The 14,320-nt window shown below is 55.7% G+C and carries 19 protein-coding genes and 1 other RNA gene; 14 read left to right on the top strand and 6 right to left on the bottom strand.

Translation table 11 applies throughout. From position 1 onward, the window contains the following. The 4 genes from ssrA to ACLL9E_RS09245 form a co-directional block, all read right to left on the bottom strand. Window positions 1-292: a transfer-messenger RNA gene (ssrA, locus tag ACLL9E_RS09230) on the bottom strand; the annotation flags it as partial. A gap of 5 nt (window positions 293-297) precedes the next feature. Continuing rightward, window positions 298-630, bottom strand: coding sequence for a 2Fe-2S iron-sulfur cluster-binding protein (locus ACLL9E_RS09235; protein WP_411291446.1), 333 nt, complete (start codon window positions 628-630; stop codon window positions 298-300). After that, window positions 627-1,781: a cysteine desulfurase family protein gene (locus ACLL9E_RS09240; RefSeq protein WP_411291447.1), complete on the bottom strand. Its 1,155-nt coding sequence runs from the start codon at window positions 1,779-1,781 to the stop codon at window positions 627-629. The genes ACLL9E_RS09235 and ACLL9E_RS09240 overlap by 4 nt, the downstream gene beginning before the upstream one ends. Next, the gene (locus tag ACLL9E_RS09245; protein WP_411291532.1) at window positions 1,778-2,818 is read right to left on the bottom strand and encodes a cysteine desulfurase family protein; all 1,041 of its coding nucleotides are present in this window, start codon (window positions 2,816-2,818) and stop codon (window positions 1,778-1,780) included. The genes ACLL9E_RS09240 and ACLL9E_RS09245 overlap by 4 nt, the downstream gene beginning before the upstream one ends. A 114-nt stretch (window positions 2,819-2,932) precedes the next feature. On the opposite strand from ACLL9E_RS09245, the gene ACLL9E_RS09250 reads away from it, so the two are divergent. Next, a complete protein-coding gene (locus tag ACLL9E_RS09250; RefSeq protein ID WP_409645081.1) occupies window positions 2,933-3,589 on the top strand; it encodes an alpha/beta hydrolase in 657 nt (218 codons plus the stop codon). A gap of 165 nt (window positions 3,590-3,754) precedes the next feature. Here ACLL9E_RS09250 and ACLL9E_RS09255 read toward each other — a convergent pair whose 3' ends face one another. Further along, window positions 3,755-4,060: a hypothetical protein gene (locus ACLL9E_RS09255; protein WP_411291448.1), complete on the bottom strand. Its 306-nt coding sequence runs from the start codon at window positions 4,058-4,060 to the stop codon at window positions 3,755-3,757. 18 nt (window positions 4,061-4,078) lie between these two features. Between ACLL9E_RS09255 and rpiB the strand changes: the two genes are divergently transcribed. From rpiB to ACLL9E_RS09285, 6 genes are read left to right on the top strand one after another with little or no spacing between them, the layout of a single operon-like run. Further along, complete coding sequence (gene rpiB / locus ACLL9E_RS09260) at window positions 4,079-4,543, top strand: ribose 5-phosphate isomerase B (protein ID WP_411291449.1); 465 nt, start codon at window positions 4,079-4,081, stop codon at window positions 4,541-4,543. Further along, complete coding sequence (gene glyA / locus ACLL9E_RS09265; RefSeq protein WP_411291450.1) at window positions 4,540-5,853, top strand: serine hydroxymethyltransferase; 1,314 nt, start codon at window positions 4,540-4,542, stop codon at window positions 5,851-5,853. Before rpiB ends, glyA begins: the two co-directional genes overlap by 4 nt. A 46-nt stretch (window positions 5,854-5,899) precedes the next feature. Further along, entirely contained in the window at window positions 5,900-6,244 is a 345-nt protein-coding gene (locus tag ACLL9E_RS09270) for a zinc-ribbon domain-containing protein (RefSeq protein WP_409645076.1), read from the top strand. After that, on the top strand, window positions 6,245-6,706 hold the full coding sequence (gene nrdR / locus ACLL9E_RS09275) for a transcriptional regulator NrdR (RefSeq protein WP_411291451.1): 462 nt from the start codon (window positions 6,245-6,247) through the stop codon (window positions 6,704-6,706). Beyond that, window positions 6,703-7,428 (top strand): RNA methyltransferase, encoded by a 726-nt coding sequence (locus ACLL9E_RS09280; RefSeq protein ID WP_411291452.1) that lies wholly within the window; start codon window positions 6,703-6,705, stop codon window positions 7,426-7,428. Before nrdR ends, ACLL9E_RS09280 begins: the two co-directional genes overlap by 4 nt. A gap of 56 nt (window positions 7,429-7,484) precedes the next feature. Then, window positions 7,485-7,751: a hypothetical protein gene (locus ACLL9E_RS09285; RefSeq protein WP_411291453.1), complete on the top strand. Its 267-nt coding sequence runs from the start codon at window positions 7,485-7,487 to the stop codon at window positions 7,749-7,751. Between the two features lie 2 nt (window positions 7,752-7,753). Here ACLL9E_RS09285 and ACLL9E_RS09290 read toward each other — a convergent pair whose 3' ends face one another. Beyond that, entirely contained in the window at window positions 7,754-8,071 is a 318-nt protein-coding gene (locus tag ACLL9E_RS09290; RefSeq protein ID WP_411291454.1) for a chorismate mutase, read from the bottom strand. 179 nt (window positions 8,072-8,250) lie between these two features. Between ACLL9E_RS09290 and rpsD the strand changes: the two genes are divergently transcribed. From rpsD to folK, 7 genes are all read left to right on the top strand, one after another. Then, entirely contained in the window at window positions 8,251-8,865 is a 615-nt protein-coding gene (rpsD, locus tag ACLL9E_RS09295; protein ID WP_411291455.1) for a 30S ribosomal protein S4, read from the top strand. 114 nt (window positions 8,866-8,979) lie between these two features. Continuing rightward, entirely contained in the window at window positions 8,980-10,659 is a 1,680-nt protein-coding gene (locus tag ACLL9E_RS09300) for a M28 family metallopeptidase (RefSeq protein WP_411291456.1), read from the top strand. 2 nt (window positions 10,660-10,661) lie between these two features. Further along, window positions 10,662-11,642 carry an agmatine deiminase family protein gene (locus ACLL9E_RS09305; RefSeq protein WP_411291457.1) on the top strand — a complete coding sequence of 327 codons (981 nt, stop codon included), beginning with the start codon at window positions 10,662-10,664 and terminating at the stop codon, window positions 11,640-11,642. Between the two features lie 62 nt (window positions 11,643-11,704). Next, window positions 11,705-12,565, top strand: coding sequence for a class I SAM-dependent methyltransferase (locus ACLL9E_RS09310; protein ID WP_411291458.1), 861 nt, complete (start codon window positions 11,705-11,707; stop codon window positions 12,563-12,565). 7 nt (window positions 12,566-12,572) lie between these two features. After that, the gene (locus tag ACLL9E_RS09315; RefSeq protein ID WP_411291459.1) at window positions 12,573-12,923 is read left to right on the top strand and encodes a DUF3147 family protein; all 351 of its coding nucleotides are present in this window, start codon (window positions 12,573-12,575) and stop codon (window positions 12,921-12,923) included. Window positions 12,924-12,930: 7 nt separating this feature from the next. Next, a complete protein-coding gene (gene aguB, locus ACLL9E_RS09320; protein ID WP_411291460.1) occupies window positions 12,931-13,797 on the top strand; it encodes an N-carbamoylputrescine amidase in 867 nt (288 codons plus the stop codon). Between the two features lie 10 nt (window positions 13,798-13,807). Beyond that, complete coding sequence (gene folK, locus ACLL9E_RS09325) at window positions 13,808-14,314, top strand: 2-amino-4-hydroxy-6-hydroxymethyldihydropteridine diphosphokinase (RefSeq protein ID WP_411291461.1); 507 nt, start codon at window positions 13,808-13,810, stop codon at window positions 14,312-14,314. The last annotated feature ends 6 nt before the right edge of the window (window positions 14,315-14,320 follow it).

A 14,320-nucleotide genomic window follows, 5' to 3' on the forward strand; every position in this document is an offset into this window, starting at 1 on the left:
TTCAGACCGTGAGGCCCAAAATTACGCTGCGAGAGCAAGTGCTGAGTTATCGTTTGCACCTATTGGTTATGAACCATTTCACGGCTTATTCATGCCGGGCAAAAACAATGCTTTTCAACGCACGTCGATCCTAGTTCAGCCCCTCCAATACCCCTGAAAACCAGGAATTTTGGTGGAGCTGCCGGGTACCGCCCCCGGGTCCGCTGCATCTATTGCACATCGCAATTTATCGCCATAGCCGGGCGAACCCGGCATCGACCTATATAGGCCATTTTTCCTGAATGGAAAGTGAAGGTGCTATAGCCCTTGCATATTTCGGCTCTCCGCCGGAATGTGCACGACCAAACCATCGAGTTGTGTCGTCATAATTATCTGGCATGACAGGCGGCTTGTGCGCCGCGCACCGCTGGCGAGGTCAAGCATGTCCTCCTCGTCCTCAACAGAGCGGGGGAGTTTATCAAACCAATCTTTATCAACAATCACATGGCAGGTTGAACACGCCATCTGACCCTCGCACGTACCTTCAAGTGGCTGCCCAGCGGCTTGGGCTATTTCCAGAAGGTTGCGCCCTTCTTCGGCATCGACTTGCTGCACAGCGCCATCGGCATTGATGAATGTGACTTTGATCATAACATCGCCTCTGCTGCGCGGTTTATTGCCCCTGCTGCAATATCAATATCTTCGGCTGTCGTATAGCGGCCAAAGCCAAGCCGGATAGAAGATTTTGCCTGTGCATCACTTAGGCCAATGGCGCAAAGTACGTGACTTGGGCGGCCTGATCCGCTTGCGCAGGCAGATCCAGCCGAGAACGCGATGCGTCGGCATTCGGAGATTAATCGCGCCGCATCCACTCCGTCACGGCGAATGTTGAGATTGCCTTTATAGCGTTTGGTCGTCGAACCATTGATGGTCCAATCGGAAAACGCGGCCACTGCCCGATCCCATAAGGCGCCAACATGCGCGGCATCCGCCTCCATTCGTTCCGCAGCCAGCTTGGCCGCTGCGCCAAATCCGGCGCACAAGGCAGGTGACAAAGTACCTGATCGCATGCCTTGCTCTTGCCCGCCGCCAAGCATTTGCGGTTTGAGGTCGACGCCATCACGCACCCACAAGGCACCTATCCCCTTCGGACCGTGGATTTTGTGGGCAGATACGGCGATCATGTCCGGACCATCGGGGATTGGCATCCGGCCAAAGGCGTGCACAGCGTCGCATAAGAACAACCCGCCTTGGGCGTGGGCGGCGGCGGCAAGTTCAGCGACTGGCTGAATGGTACCGATCTCGTTGTTCACGAGCATGACGGCAACTAGACCCATTCCAGTACGGGGAGGGGGACCACGCAGAGCTTGATGGAGGGGGTTGGTAGTACTACCAAGAGTCTGAACTCCCTCCCCCTCCGTCACGCCTGCGGCGTGCCACCTCCCCGTCTCGGGGAGGATTTTGAGGATGCCCCCTTCCCCCACCGGCAAAACGCACCCCTGCCGCGCATGCACACAATCCAAAACCGCAGCATGCTCGGTAGCTGCGGCTGAAACCGGCAAGCCGCAACCCATGATGGCCAGATTGATCGCTTCCGTTGCGCCCGAGGTGAAGATCACCCGCCCGCCCGTTGGCAGCAGCGCCGCTATCTGGTCGCGCGCAACCTCAACCGCTGCCGCTGCTGCCCTGCCCGCTGCATGGGTGCTGTGCGGGTTGGCAAAGCCGTCCTTTAGCCATGGCTCCATCGCTGCAAAAGCCTCGGGCGCAAGCGGCGTTGTTGCCTGATAATCAAGGTAGATCATGCGGCCTTTGCACGCGCATTTATGCTGCGCCACACATCGATAAAGCGGGCGATATCGCTGTCATTTGTTTTAGGGCCGAAGCTGACACGAATGACTTCTGACGCCGATCTATCATCCCATCCCATGGCGGTTAGCACGTGGCTCGTCTTGAGTGTACCCGACGAGCAGGCGCTGCCAGCCGAGACGGCGAGGCCTGCCATATCAAAGTTGATAAGCTGGCTCGATGCGGCAACGCCCGGCATGCGGTAACTACCAATTGTCGCCAGCCGGTTGCTTGCCGACGCCACAACGAGTCCGCCCGTCGAGACGATCGCCTCATCAAGTATTTTACGCAGCCGCGCTGCATTTTCCATCCAACCAAAACCTGCCTCAAGCGCTGTCGCAAATCCGACAGCAGCGGGCAGATTCTCTGTACCGCGCCGATAGCCCTGCTCCTGTCCGCCAGTGGGCGACAGCAGCCCGAGATTACGAACAAGCAATGCCCCCATTCCCGGTGGCCCGCCCAGTTTATGGCCAGATACCGAGATCATGTCTGCTTCGGGCAGCGCCAGCTTGCCTGCGCTCTGCGAACAATCGGCGAATAAAATGCCGCCCGCGCTGTGCACCGCTGCTGCGATATCTTGAATGGGTTGAATGACGCCAGTTTCACTGTTTACCGATTGGACCGCAAACCGCCCGTTGCCGCTAACGGAGCTTAAGTCGACATGGCCATCGCTTGTTACCGGCAAGCGTTTCGGACCAGCAACTGCAAGGACAGCGTCATGTTCAACCGAACTTGCCATTGCTCCAGTGCCGCGCAATCCAAGCATTATGGCCTCGCTCGCGCCGCTTGTAAAAATAACCTCGCCATCCCAATCCAGCGCAGCAGCTATCCGCGCGCGCGCGTCCTCGAGTGTAGCGCGTGCCGCACGTCCTTCATGATGCGGGGACGATGGGTTTGCCCATCGCAACATCGCTTCCGCCATGGCTTCGCGTGCCGCCGGGATAATCGGCGTCGAGGCGGCATGATCGAGATAAATGCGTTCGTGGCTTGGCATAAGTTCCATGACAGTTGCGAAAATCGTCACTGCTTCTATATAGCGCTTCCAATTCATGCAAAGCCCGAACCTTCGGGCACGCTCGGCACCATATCTCAGAATCGAACAAACAACATGCCTGCCATTGCTATTCCCGGTCCAGAAGGCCGCCTCGAAGCCCGCTTTTCGCCGCCACCGCGCCCACGCGCCCCGATTGCGATGATTCTTCATCCCCACCCGCAAGCCGGTGGCACGATGAATGACCGCATTACGCAGCAGCTTTACAAAACCTTTGTCGCTCGCGGATTTGGCGTATTACGCTTCAATTTCCGTGGTGTTGGCCGCAGCGAAGGCGAATTTGACAATGGTATCGGCGAATTGTCCGATGCAGCGTCCGCGCTGGATTGGGTCCAGAGTTTTCACCCGGAAGCCTCGACGACGTGGATCGCAGGTTTTAGTTTTGGCGCCTGGATCGGTATGCAGCTGTTGATGCGCCGCCCGGAAATTCGAGGTTTCATCTCGGTCGCGCCGCCTGCAAACATGTATGATTTCAGCTTTTTGGCTCCCTGCCCGTCATCGGGCATTATCATTCAGGGCGTGAATGACGAAGTGGTCAATCCCAACGCAGTGCAAAAGCTCGTCGATAAATTGCGCACGCAGCGCCACATCACGATCCACCATGACGAGATTCCACGGGCGAACCATTTCTTTGAAAATGAAATGGATATGTTGATGGCGTCGGTGAACGGTTATCTTGATTTCCGGTTGGATCCTAATTCGCCAATTAAGTGAGTTTTGCAGACGCAATCGAAATAAGACCGCGGCTAACGCGCCCTTAGGCATTCTGAACCTGTTTCAGAATCTTAATTTGACGCTGCTCTGAGAGTAAGACCCTGAAACAGGTTCAGGGTGACGCCTAGCTTTCGTGCACACCCTGCGCGCTTCTGCGTACGCTCCTTATGGTTGCCTGGCCGAGCCGGTCACTAGCGATTGCCCCTTGTCATCGGGCACGACCCAGATCGCAATGTTGGCAAAAATGACTAGAGCTGCTGCGACCATAAGCCACATTTGCTGACTGGTTCCGACCTGTCGCCAGCGTTTCCATGCGCCGAATAGCAATAGGAAACCTGAAAGCATGGCGACGGACAAAACAAAATTAAGCATGAAGCTCCCCATAAAGATGGTGGATAAGGCACGCAATCGGGCAAATTCGGCATAGCGTTTTGTCGCTTCGTCCCATAGGGGAGACGTAGTTCGACTCATGTTGCTACAGGATGTGCCATGCGTATCGCCATCGCCTCAGACCATGCTGCCCTCGCGCTGAAATCAGCGTTGGTCGAATATCTGCGCGCGTCGGGACATGACGTCGCCGACCTTGGCCCGCATGACGAAGGTTCCGTCGATTATCCTGATTATGGCTACAGGCTCGCTGCGGCCATATCCGACGGCTCTGCTGACCGCGGCGTTGCGCTTTGCGGATCAGGCATTGGCATATCCATAGCAGTCAACCGTCATCCCGCCGCCCGCGCTGCTTTGGTCTCGGAACCATTGTCGGCCCGGCTGGCCCGCGAACATAATGACGCAAACGTCATCGCGATGGGCGCGCGCCTGATCGGGATCGAAATGGCGAAAGCCTGTATTGACGCATTTCTTTCAACCGACTTTGGTGGAGACCGCCATCAACGTCGTGTTGACAAATTATCCAACCCAACCACGATCCCTAAACCGACCAAGGAACCAGCATGAGCACGCGCCCCGCACACGATCTCTCCGATGTTCAGCCCGATGGGTTCTTCACGCGCGGCCTTGCGGAAACCGATGCCGAGGTGTTTGCCGGCCTTGCCCATGAACTTGACCGCGAGCAGAATCAGATCGAGTTGATTGCTTCGGAAAACATTGTTTCCAAGGCAGTGCTTGAGGCCCAAGGTTCAGTGTTCACAAACAAATATGCCGAAGGCTATCCGGGAAAGCGCTATTATCAGGGTTGCGCGCCTTCGGACGAAGTCGAAACGCTGGCGATCGAGCGCGCAAAGAAGCTGTTCAACGCCGGTTTTGCCAATGTGCAGCCGCATTCGGGTGCCCAGGCCAATGGCGCCGTCATGTTGGCTCTGGTGAAGCCAGGCGAAACCATTCTCGGGATGAGCCTTGATGCCGGCGGCCACCTTACGCATGGCGCAAAAGCGTCGATGTCAGGCAAATGGTTCAACGCGGTACAATTTGGCGTCCATCCTGATACGCACCTCATTGACTTCGACGAGGTCGAACGCCTTGCGAAAGAACATCGCCCCAAAATCATTATTGCCGGGGGTTCGGCTTACCCGCGCATCATCGATTTTGCGCGTTTTCGCGCGATTGCCGATGAAGTTGGTGCAATATTTCATGTAGACATGGCACATTTTGCGGGCCTCGTTGCCGGCGGCGTACATCCCAACCCGCTTGAACATGCCCATGTGGTCACGAACACCACCCATAAAACGCTCCGTGGGCCTCGTGGCGGCATGATCATGACCAATGACGAGGCAATCGCCAAGAAGATCAACTCTGCTGTCTTCCCGGGGCTTCAGGGCGGTCCATTGATGCATGTCATCGCTGCCAAGGCCGTGGCGTTTGGTGAAGCGCTTCGTCCAGAGTTCAAGAGTTATGCTGCAGCTACTATTGCCAATGCCAAGGTATTGGCCGCGACGTTGCATGAACGTGGCGCAAACCTCGTGTCGGGTGGCACCGACACCCATCTGGCGCTTGTCGATTTGACCCCGCTTGGGATTACCGGACGCGACGCCGATGAGGCGCTGGAGCGCGCGGCGATTACGTGTAACAAAAATGGCATTCCAAATGACCCGCTGCCTCCCGTCAAGACGAGCGGCATTCGCGTGGGTTCGCCCGCCGGAACAACACGTGGCTTTGGCCCGGCCGAATTCCGCGAGATTGGCCATATGATTTCGGATGTACTCGAAGGCTTGCGTCAAAAGGGTGAACATGGCGACGCGGCGATCGAGGCTGAAGTAAGATTACGCGTCCGCGAATTGTGCAGCCGCTTTCCAATTTACCCATCTTGATTTATAGAGGTGACTTACCCATCTAATACACAGAAGGGAAATGACCATGGGATTTTGTAACGAATGTAACGCGGCATATGGCGAGGGCGCGAAGTTTTGCCCGAATTGCGGCGCAAAGACACCCGAGCAACTGGCTGCCGAGAGCATCCCCAATCAGGCGCGACATTATGTCGGTGAAGCCGCCGACGAATTATGGGGCGCAACGAAAGACGCGTTTCATACCGGCAAGCATCTGGCCGATCAGGACACGGTTAAAAAAGTCGCCGGCGGCGCAGCTATCGGTGCAGCGGCGGGGATCATCGCCCCCATCGGTTTAGCAACGGGTGCGCTGATTGGTGCCGGTATTGTCGCCTACCGGCATGTGAACAAGAAAAAGAACCAGGAAAAATAATTGCGCTGCCCATTTTGCGGACATGACGATAGCCAAGTGAAGGACAGCCGTCCCACGGAAGACAATGGCGCTATCCGACGTCGGCGTCAGTGCGAGGGTTGCGGCGGGCGTTTCACGACTTTTGAACGCATTCAATTGCGTGAGCTTTTGGTAATTAAGGCCGAAGGTAAGCGCGAACCGTTTGACCGTGAAAAGGTAGAGCGTTCGCTTTCCGTTGCATGTCGCAAGCGGCCGGTTGATCATGCGCAAATAGAAAAGCTTGCTTCCGCGATCCAGCGGCAGCTTGAAACCCTGGGTGAAAGCGAAATTGAGTCCAAAAGGATCGGCGAATTTGTGATGGACGGCCTGAAGGCGCTCGACAGCGTCGCCTATATTCGGTTTGCCTCGGTTTATAAGGATTTTAGCGAAGCGAAGGATTTTGAGGATTTCGCCGGGAGCGTGGTTGAAGCCGCACAGAAATGAGTGCGCCGCCAATCATCATTCTTGTCCGCCCGCAACTGGGCGAAAACATCGGCAAAGCAGCGCGCGCGATGTTGAATTTCGGACTTATCGAAATGCGCCTCGTTGCGCCGCGCGACGGGTGGCCCAACCCGACCGCGGGTCCCGCTGCATCCGGCGCGGACATTGTGCTCGCCAATGCGCAGGTCTTTCCAACGTTGGCCGAAGCAACGGCGGACATAAACTATGTATATGCAACCACGGTACGGAAACGCGGCGTAACTAAACCGGTCATTACGCCCGAAGCGGCCGCACAGGAAATATTAGCTCATGGTTCTGGCCGGAGCGCGATTCTGTTCGGAGCCGAGCGATCGGGGCTCGAAAGCGACGAGGTCAACGTCGCGCGCGCGATTATAACCGTGCCTATCAATCCGGATTTTGGTTCGCTTAATTTGGCACAAGCGGTCATACTTTGCGCGTATGAATGGTCAAAGACGCAATCCTTGGCAAGCCCGCCCAAAACCGATCTGGAGCCACCCGCATCTCAATTTGAACTCGATGGTCTTATAGCGCAACTCGATGACATGCTTGAGCCATTGGGTTATTTCACGCCAATTGATCGTGCGCCGGTTACAAGGCGTACATTGCGAAATTTACTGACGAAGCCGGCATGGAACGCGCTTGAGGTCAGAACGTTACGCGGGGTTCTCACGACATTGAAAAGAATGCGACGGACCGAACAATAGTCTCTTGGTGTCACCAGGCGCAATGGCTACACAAACCAATTAGAAGGAGCATTTTTATGATTAGCAGTATTATTCTGGGCGTTGTGTTAGCGGCATCTGCAACATCCGAACCCGCACCGCGCACCGCAGACGCTGCATCTGCCAATGTACAAAAAACTAAGCCCAAGAAAATTTGTCGCACCGTCGGCTTAACCGGCAGCCGTATTGCCAAAAAGCAATGCAAGACCCAGGAACAATGGGATCAGGCCGAATATGCTGCTGAGTTGTCAGTAAAAGGCAAGGCCGGGACTACCATGCCGCCGCAGATGGACACTGGCATTTAAATTCAGTCCCGCATTGCGTCCCATTTTTCCAATTCATACGCGATAGACGCTTCAACCAGGCGTTCCCACAGGTCGCCAACGACCTCAACGGGGACGCCGACCTGACGCGCCAGCGTTTGCACATGGGATAACACCTGCTGCTTGCGGGCCTCGTCGCGGACAACCGCGCGGTCGGTTTTAATCCGTGCAGCAGCGTCCATGTAGGCAAAACGGCGCGAGAGCAGTTCAACCAACTGCGCATCGACTGCATCGACGCCCGCACGGACGTCGGTCATATTATTACAGTTTTCAGGTGCTATGGAACGTTCGGTGCTGCTCATGGCAGCGCCTTTACGGTTCACGACCCGCAAAGTCGAGCCAGATGTTGACATAACCCACGTCAAAGGCCATAGGCGCCGCTTCGCAATCGACCCTGCATTCCGGTGAAGCAGGTGTCCGGCGCATTCATGATGCGTCGCGCGGTACCGGAAACAACGTTGTAAGCAATTGGAGACTGAATATGTCGATGCGCAAAAGCTCGAAGTATAAACTTGACCGCCGGATGGGTGAAAACATCTGGGGACGTCCAAAATCACCTGTAAACAAGCGCGAATATGGCCCGGGTCAGCACGGTCAGCGCCGTAAAGGCAAGCTGTCTGATTACGGCATTCAGCTGCGCGCCAAGCAAAAGCTCAAGGGTTATTATGGCGACGTAACTGAAAAGCAGTTCAAGCGCGCATATCAAGAAGCCAGCAACATGAAGGGCGATACCTCGCAGAACCTTATCGGTCTGCTGGAGCGTCGTTTGGACATGGTTGTGTACCGCGCCAAGTTCGCACCAACAATCTTTGCTGCACGCCAGCTTGTCAGCCATGGCCACGTTCGCGTCAATGGCGGCAAGTGCAACATCGCAAGTCGTCAGGTTGCCGTTGGCGACGTTATCAGCCTCGGTCCGAAGGCCAAGGAAATGGCTTTGGTTATCGAAGCCCAAGGCCTCGCAGAGCGTGATATTCCGGAATATGTTGCCGTTGACGGTAACGACAAGGTAACCTTCGCGCGCGTTCCGACGCTTGATGAAGTGCCTTATCCCGTAAAGATGGAACCAAATCTGGTCGTCGAATTTTATTCGCGTTAATTCGGCCTCAAACAGAAACAAGAAAGGCGGTCGTTTTGGCCGCCTTTTTTGTTTGAGCCTGAACGATGCGTCTGGCAGAAGGCACGCAATAATATTTCCCCTTAGGAGAATTTCATGCGCCTCATGTCCTTAGCCCTTGTTTCCGCACTGGCATTGACGTCAGCCTGTCAAAACGCAAATTCGTCCGGCGTAAAAACTTCGGCGCTGCCTCAGGTACAAGTTCCCGCTTTGTCCGAGCAGACAATGAAGGACGTGACGCGCGAGCTGTCGCTCGAGAGCTACGAGGGCCGCGCGCCGGGGTCGGCTGGAGAAGTGAAGACAGTTGCTTATCTTATTTTGAAATTCAAAGCGGCCGGGCTTGAGCCCGGTAACAACGGCAGTTGGACCCAGGACGTCCCGTTAATCGAAATTACGGCCAAAAACGTTTCGGCCCTAAACATTGCCGACCGGAGCGGAAAGGCGATGTCCTTTGTATATGGCAGCGAATATGTCATCGGCAGCTATCGCGAGACACCTAAGACCGAGATCAAACAAAGCGACATGGTCTTTGTAGGCCATGGCATTGTCGCCCCTGAGAAGGGCTGGAATGATTATGCAGGCGTCGACGTCAAAGGCAAGACGGTCGTCGTTATGGTCAACGACCCGGACTTTGAGAATGCCGGTCTGGAAGGTCCTTTCGGCGGAAAGGCGATGACCTATTATGGACGCTGGACCTACAAATATGAGGAAGCCGCACGTCAGGGTGCAGCGGCCGTATTGATCATTCATGACCCTGCACCTGCGGCTTATGGATGGAACGTCGTCAATTCCAGCTGGACTGGCACGCAGTTTCTCGCTCAGTCAAAAGATGGGGGCAAGAGTCAGACGCAGGCGAATGGCTGGATCCAGAAAGCGGTAGCAAAAGAAATCTTTGCAGCAGCAGGACAGGATCTCGAACAGCAAATGGCCGCAGCAAAGCAGAAGGGGTTCAAGGCCGTGCCTTTGAACCTGACGGCTTCGCTCAGCTTTGAAAATGACATTGCCCGCAAAGCGAGCAAGAATGTCGTTGGCGTCATGAAAGGCACCAAGCGAGCTGAAGAATATGTGCTGTATACCGCCCATTGGGACCATCTCGGGCGTTGCACCGCGGCCCCCGATGGAGACGATATCTGCAACGGCGCGGTCGATAACGCAACCGGAAGCGCAGCTTTGGTCGCGCTGGCGGAAGGCTTTGCGAAAGCTGGCGCGCCGGACCGGTCAGTAGTGTTCCTTGCGGTTACCGCGGAAGAGAGCGGTCTTCTTGGATCAAAGTTCTACGCGGAAAACCCCGTTTTCCCGCTGTCGCAAACAGTTGGCGGCGTGAACATGGACGCATTTTCCATGTCTGGTCCTGCAAAAAACCTGACCGTGATCGGCAAGGGCAAATCGCAGCTGGATGACTATCTTGCCGCTGCGGCACAATTGGAAGGCCGTACGCCTGAGATGGAGCCCACGCCCGAGAAAGGGTTCTATTATCGGTCCGACCATTTCAGCTTTGCCAAGCTTGGCGTGCCAATGGTCTATTTCGAAGGCGGAGATGACCTCGTCAATGGTGGCAAATCTGCGGCTAAGGAAGCTGCCGATGATTATGAGAAAAACCGCTACCACGCACCCGGCGACGAATTTGACGAAAAATGGGATTGGTCAGGCGTCATGTCCGACCTGAAACTTTATTATCGCGTCGGTCGCATGCTCGCGATGAGCGATGCTTGGCCAAACTGGAACGAAGGCGACGAATTCCGGGCTGTGCGCGACAAGAGCCGAGCCGGGAAATAATCATGGGCTTAATCATGCCCGCGGAGTGGGCGCCCCATGAAATGGTCTGGATTGGATTTCCAAGCTCGTCCAACGCATGGGGTGCGCCGCTGCACCGCGCGCAGCAGCAAATCGCGGCTTTTGCGAATGCGGTGCACGCATCGGGGCGTGGCGAGCGGGTACACCTGATTGCAGGAAGCCCCGAAGCTGCCAAAATTGCTGCTGATCTCGTTGAAAGTGGCGTTCAGGTGGAAAGCCGGCTTATCGGTGACATTTGGCTGCGCGATACCGGCTGCATTATCGTCAAGGATGGCGACCGCCGTCTTGCGCGCGATTTTGGTTTTAATGGATGGGGTGGCCGTTTCGACTATCCGGGCGATCAAAGCATTGGCCAAGAACTCGCGGAAGCCGCCGGGTTTAAGATACACAAATCGGACTGGATATTGGAAGGCGGATCTATCGAGGTCGACGGTGAAGGCCTTGGCGCGACGACAATTGACTGTCTTTTGAATCCAAACCGCAACCCAGCGCTCGACAGGGCAGCGATTGAGGCACGGCTCCGCGAAGATCTTGGTGTCGAACGGCTGTTATGGTTAGGCGATGGCTTGGCCAATGACCACACCGACGGCCATATCGATAACCTAGCCCGCTTTGTTGGCGTAAACCATATACTCATTCCGCAAGGCGCCGACCCCGACGATCCCAACAGCGCGGCGTTTGCCGATGCGCGCAAACGAGCAGAAGATTTTGGATGCCGTGTCAGCCTGATGCCGTCCGTTGGACGGTTCGTTCAGGACGGAGAGGCTGTTCCAGCAAGCTATATGAACTTCTACATCGGCAATGAAGCAGTGGTTGTGCCGATCTATGGCGCTGCTAATGATGACGCCGCTGTCGCAACTTTGGCAGAATTGTTCCCGGATCGACATGTCGTTGGCATCATGGCCGACGCAGTTTTAACGGGCGGCGGCAGCTTCCACTGTTCCAGCCAGCAAGTGCCCATATAACTGTATTGGAATTTGGCGCTATTCAGGGCATGTTCCATAATATTCAACAGAGAGGACCTCCAATGAAAAAGACTTTTCTTCTTGCTCTCGCCGCCACCGCGCTGGCTGCACCAGCATTTGCCGACCACCACGGTATGAGCAAAGCCGAGCACGACAAAATGCACAAAGCGCATCAGGAACGTTTGGCCAAAATCCTCGCCGACCCCGCACGCGCCAATGATGCAAAGCGCGACCAATATCGCCACCCTGCCGAAACATTCGAATTCTTCCGCTTGCACCCCGATCATGTGATCGGTGAATATGCTCCCGGTGGCGAATGGGTATCGCGTATTCTCGGTCGCTATGTGAACGAAAAGGGCAAATATACCGGCCTCTATTTCGGGACTAAAACATTCTTCAGTGACCAACAGAAAACCGGCATTGCCGCGGGCATTGCAAAATTTCCTGCTGACGTCGCTGCCGTCTCCGGACGTCCGGCAACGGATTTCAACGCATTTTCGCTCAGTGAAGTTCCGGAGGGTGCCAAGGGATCATTCGACCGCATCTTGGTCATGCGCATGATGCACAACATCATGAACTGGAACATTGCAGATGCCGAAATCAAAGCCATGCGCGACCTGCTAAAAGATGACGGTTTGTTAGGCATTGAGCAGCATCGCGCACCTGCCAACGCCCCGTTCAGCTATGTCGACGGCACCAAGGGTTATGTACGCGAAGCCGACGTGATTAAATTTATGGAAGTGAATGGCTTTGAACTCGCTGCAAAGAGCGAGGTAAACGCCAACCCAAAGGACAGCGCAAATTGGCCTGACGGCGTGTGGACGCTACCTCCCGCTCTGCGTCTGAAGGACGTGGATCGCGCGAAATATGAAGCGATTGGCGAATCCGACCGAATGACGTTGTTATTCAAAAAACGGCCTTGATGCCGTTGTGACTGCCTTTGCAATTCGTGCCATCCTTTCGGGGATTATCATTGCGTTGATTGCAGTTATTGGTCGCAAAGCACCGGCAGCGGGCGCGTTAATCGCCTCGCTGCCGCTGATTTCAGTGTTCGGGATGATCTGGCTATGGCGCGACACTACTGACCCGCTTTTACTTGCCAGCCATTCCGAGGCTACATTCTGGTATGTCTTGCCCAGCCTGCCGATGTTTCTTCTTATGCCATGGCTGTTACGCAGCGGTCACAGCTTCTGGTTCGCATTGGCGTCGGGAATAGCCCTGACATTAATGTTGTATCTGGCGACAATCGTGATTGCGGCACGTTTCGGGGTCCGGCTATAAGCGCATCATGACCAGAAACATTACCGTTGCGGCGCTCCAGTTGCCGCTTTCCGCAAGCGAAGCTGAAAACATTGATGCCGTGAGCGATCTCGTGTCGCAGGCTGCTGAACTTGGCGCACAGATTATCCTGCCTCCCGAACTGTTTTCAGGACCCTATTTCTGCAAAACGCAGGAGGAGGCGCATTTCGGTCTCGCGCATCCGACACGGGAGCATCCCGCTGTCAAGGCCATGGCCAAGCTCGCCAAGCGTCTTGAAGTAGCTATTCCGGCAAGCTTCTTTGAACGCGACGGCGCACATTTTTACAACAGCATTGCCATGATCGATGCTGATGGTGAGATCATGGGCGTCTATCGCAAGAGTCACATCCCAGATGGCCCCGGCTACCAGGAAAAATACTATTTCCGGCCTGGTAACACCGGGTTCAAGGTGTGGGAGGTTTTCGGCACCGTGATCGGCGTTGGCATCTGTTGGGACCAATGGTACCCCGAAACCGCGCGCGCGATGGCGTTGATGGGCGCTGAACTTTTGTTTTACCCGACAGCCATTGGCGCAGAGCCCCAGGACTCGACCCTGGACACCAGGCACATGTGGCGGCGGGCGATGGTCGGCCACGCCGTTTCCAACTGTATGCCGGTCATAGCCGCGAACAGGGTTGGTAGCGAAGACGATCACGGGATGACCGCACAGAAATTTTACGGCACCAGTTTCGTCGCAAATGAGTGGGGCGATATCGTGTGTGATCTTGATGATGCGGAAACGGGCGTGTTGGTGTCGACGTTTGATCTCGATCAGGCGCGCGCCCACCGTGCGAGCATGGGTTTCTTTCGCGACCGGCGGCCAAATCTTTACAGCCGACTCTCCGAGGACATTTAACCTGTCCTATTTGTATCTGATTGGCATTGGATCGAACCAACCCCACCCGGTCATTGGTTCGCCAACCCGCATCATTCCGCAGGCGATTGCCGCGCTCGAGATGGACGATATCGATGTGTTTGCGCATTCAGCGATCATCCAGTCGAACCCCGTCGGTCCGTCATCGCGCCGCTTTGCAAACGCCGCCGCTGTTGTTGCCAGCACGCTTGAGCCGCCTGCCCTGCTTTCACGCTTGCATGAAATTGAGAGCCATTTTGGGCGCATCCGTCGCGGCCAAAGTTGGCGTGCCCGGGTATTGGACCTCGATATCCTGTTGTGGTCAGGCGGGATGTGGGCTGATGCCAACCCGGCACTCAGTATACCCCATCCGGGACTTCGCTCACGCGGATTTGTTCTTACCCCTGCCGCGATGGTTGCACCCGATTGGCGTGACCCCATCACGGGCCTCAGCATCCGTCACTTACAATCGCGATTTAACCGTCCAAAGGCGCTTGACCGCACCCCCCGCCCCCATTAGGGGGAG

Source organism: Sphingorhabdus sp., assembly GCF_046596595.1.
GTDB lineage: Bacteria > Pseudomonadota > Alphaproteobacteria > Sphingomonadales > Sphingomonadaceae > Sphingorhabdus_B.

Bases quoted from the DNA above. Each gene is read 5' to 3' on its own strand.
- ACLL9E_RS09235 (WP_411291446.1), bottom strand. From the start codon at position 630: ATGATCAAAGTCACATTCATCAATGCCGATGGCGCTGTGCAGCAAGTC.
- ACLL9E_RS09240 (WP_411291447.1), bottom strand. From the start codon at position 1,781: ATGATCTACCTTGATTATCAGGCAACAACGCCGCTTGCGCCCGAGGCT.
- ACLL9E_RS09245 (WP_411291532.1), bottom strand. From the start codon at position 2,818: ATGCCAAGCCACGAACGCATTTATCTCGATCATGCCGCCTCGACGCCG.
- ACLL9E_RS09250 (WP_409645081.1), top strand. From the start codon at position 2,933: ATGCCTGCCATTGCTATTCCCGGTCCAGAAGGCCGCCTCGAAGCCCGC.
- ACLL9E_RS09255 (WP_411291448.1), bottom strand. From the start codon at position 4,060: ATGAGTCGAACTACGTCTCCCCTATGGGACGAAGCGACAAAACGCTAT.
- rpiB (WP_411291449.1), top strand. From the start codon at position 4,079: ATGCGTATCGCCATCGCCTCAGACCATGCTGCCCTCGCGCTGAAATCA.
- glyA (WP_411291450.1), top strand. From the start codon at position 4,540: ATGAGCACGCGCCCCGCACACGATCTCTCCGATGTTCAGCCCGATGGG.
- ACLL9E_RS09270 (WP_409645076.1), top strand. From the start codon at position 5,900: ATGGGATTTTGTAACGAATGTAACGCGGCATATGGCGAGGGCGCGAAG.
- ACLL9E_RS09280 (WP_411291452.1), top strand. From the start codon at position 6,703: ATGAGTGCGCCGCCAATCATCATTCTTGTCCGCCCGCAACTGGGCGAA.
- ACLL9E_RS09285 (WP_411291453.1), top strand. From the start codon at position 7,485: ATGATTAGCAGTATTATTCTGGGCGTTGTGTTAGCGGCATCTGCAACA.
- ACLL9E_RS09290 (WP_411291454.1), bottom strand. From the start codon at position 8,071: ATGAGCAGCACCGAACGTTCCATAGCACCTGAAAACTGTAATAATATG.
- rpsD (WP_411291455.1), top strand. From the start codon at position 8,251: ATGTCGATGCGCAAAAGCTCGAAGTATAAACTTGACCGCCGGATGGGT.
- ACLL9E_RS09300 (WP_411291456.1), top strand. From the start codon at position 8,980: ATGCGCCTCATGTCCTTAGCCCTTGTTTCCGCACTGGCATTGACGTCA.
- ACLL9E_RS09305 (WP_411291457.1), top strand. From the start codon at position 10,662: ATGGGCTTAATCATGCCCGCGGAGTGGGCGCCCCATGAAATGGTCTGG.
- ACLL9E_RS09310 (WP_411291458.1), top strand. From the start codon at position 11,705: ATGAAAAAGACTTTTCTTCTTGCTCTCGCCGCCACCGCGCTGGCTGCA.
- aguB (WP_411291460.1), top strand. From the start codon at position 12,931: ATGACCAGAAACATTACCGTTGCGGCGCTCCAGTTGCCGCTTTCCGCA.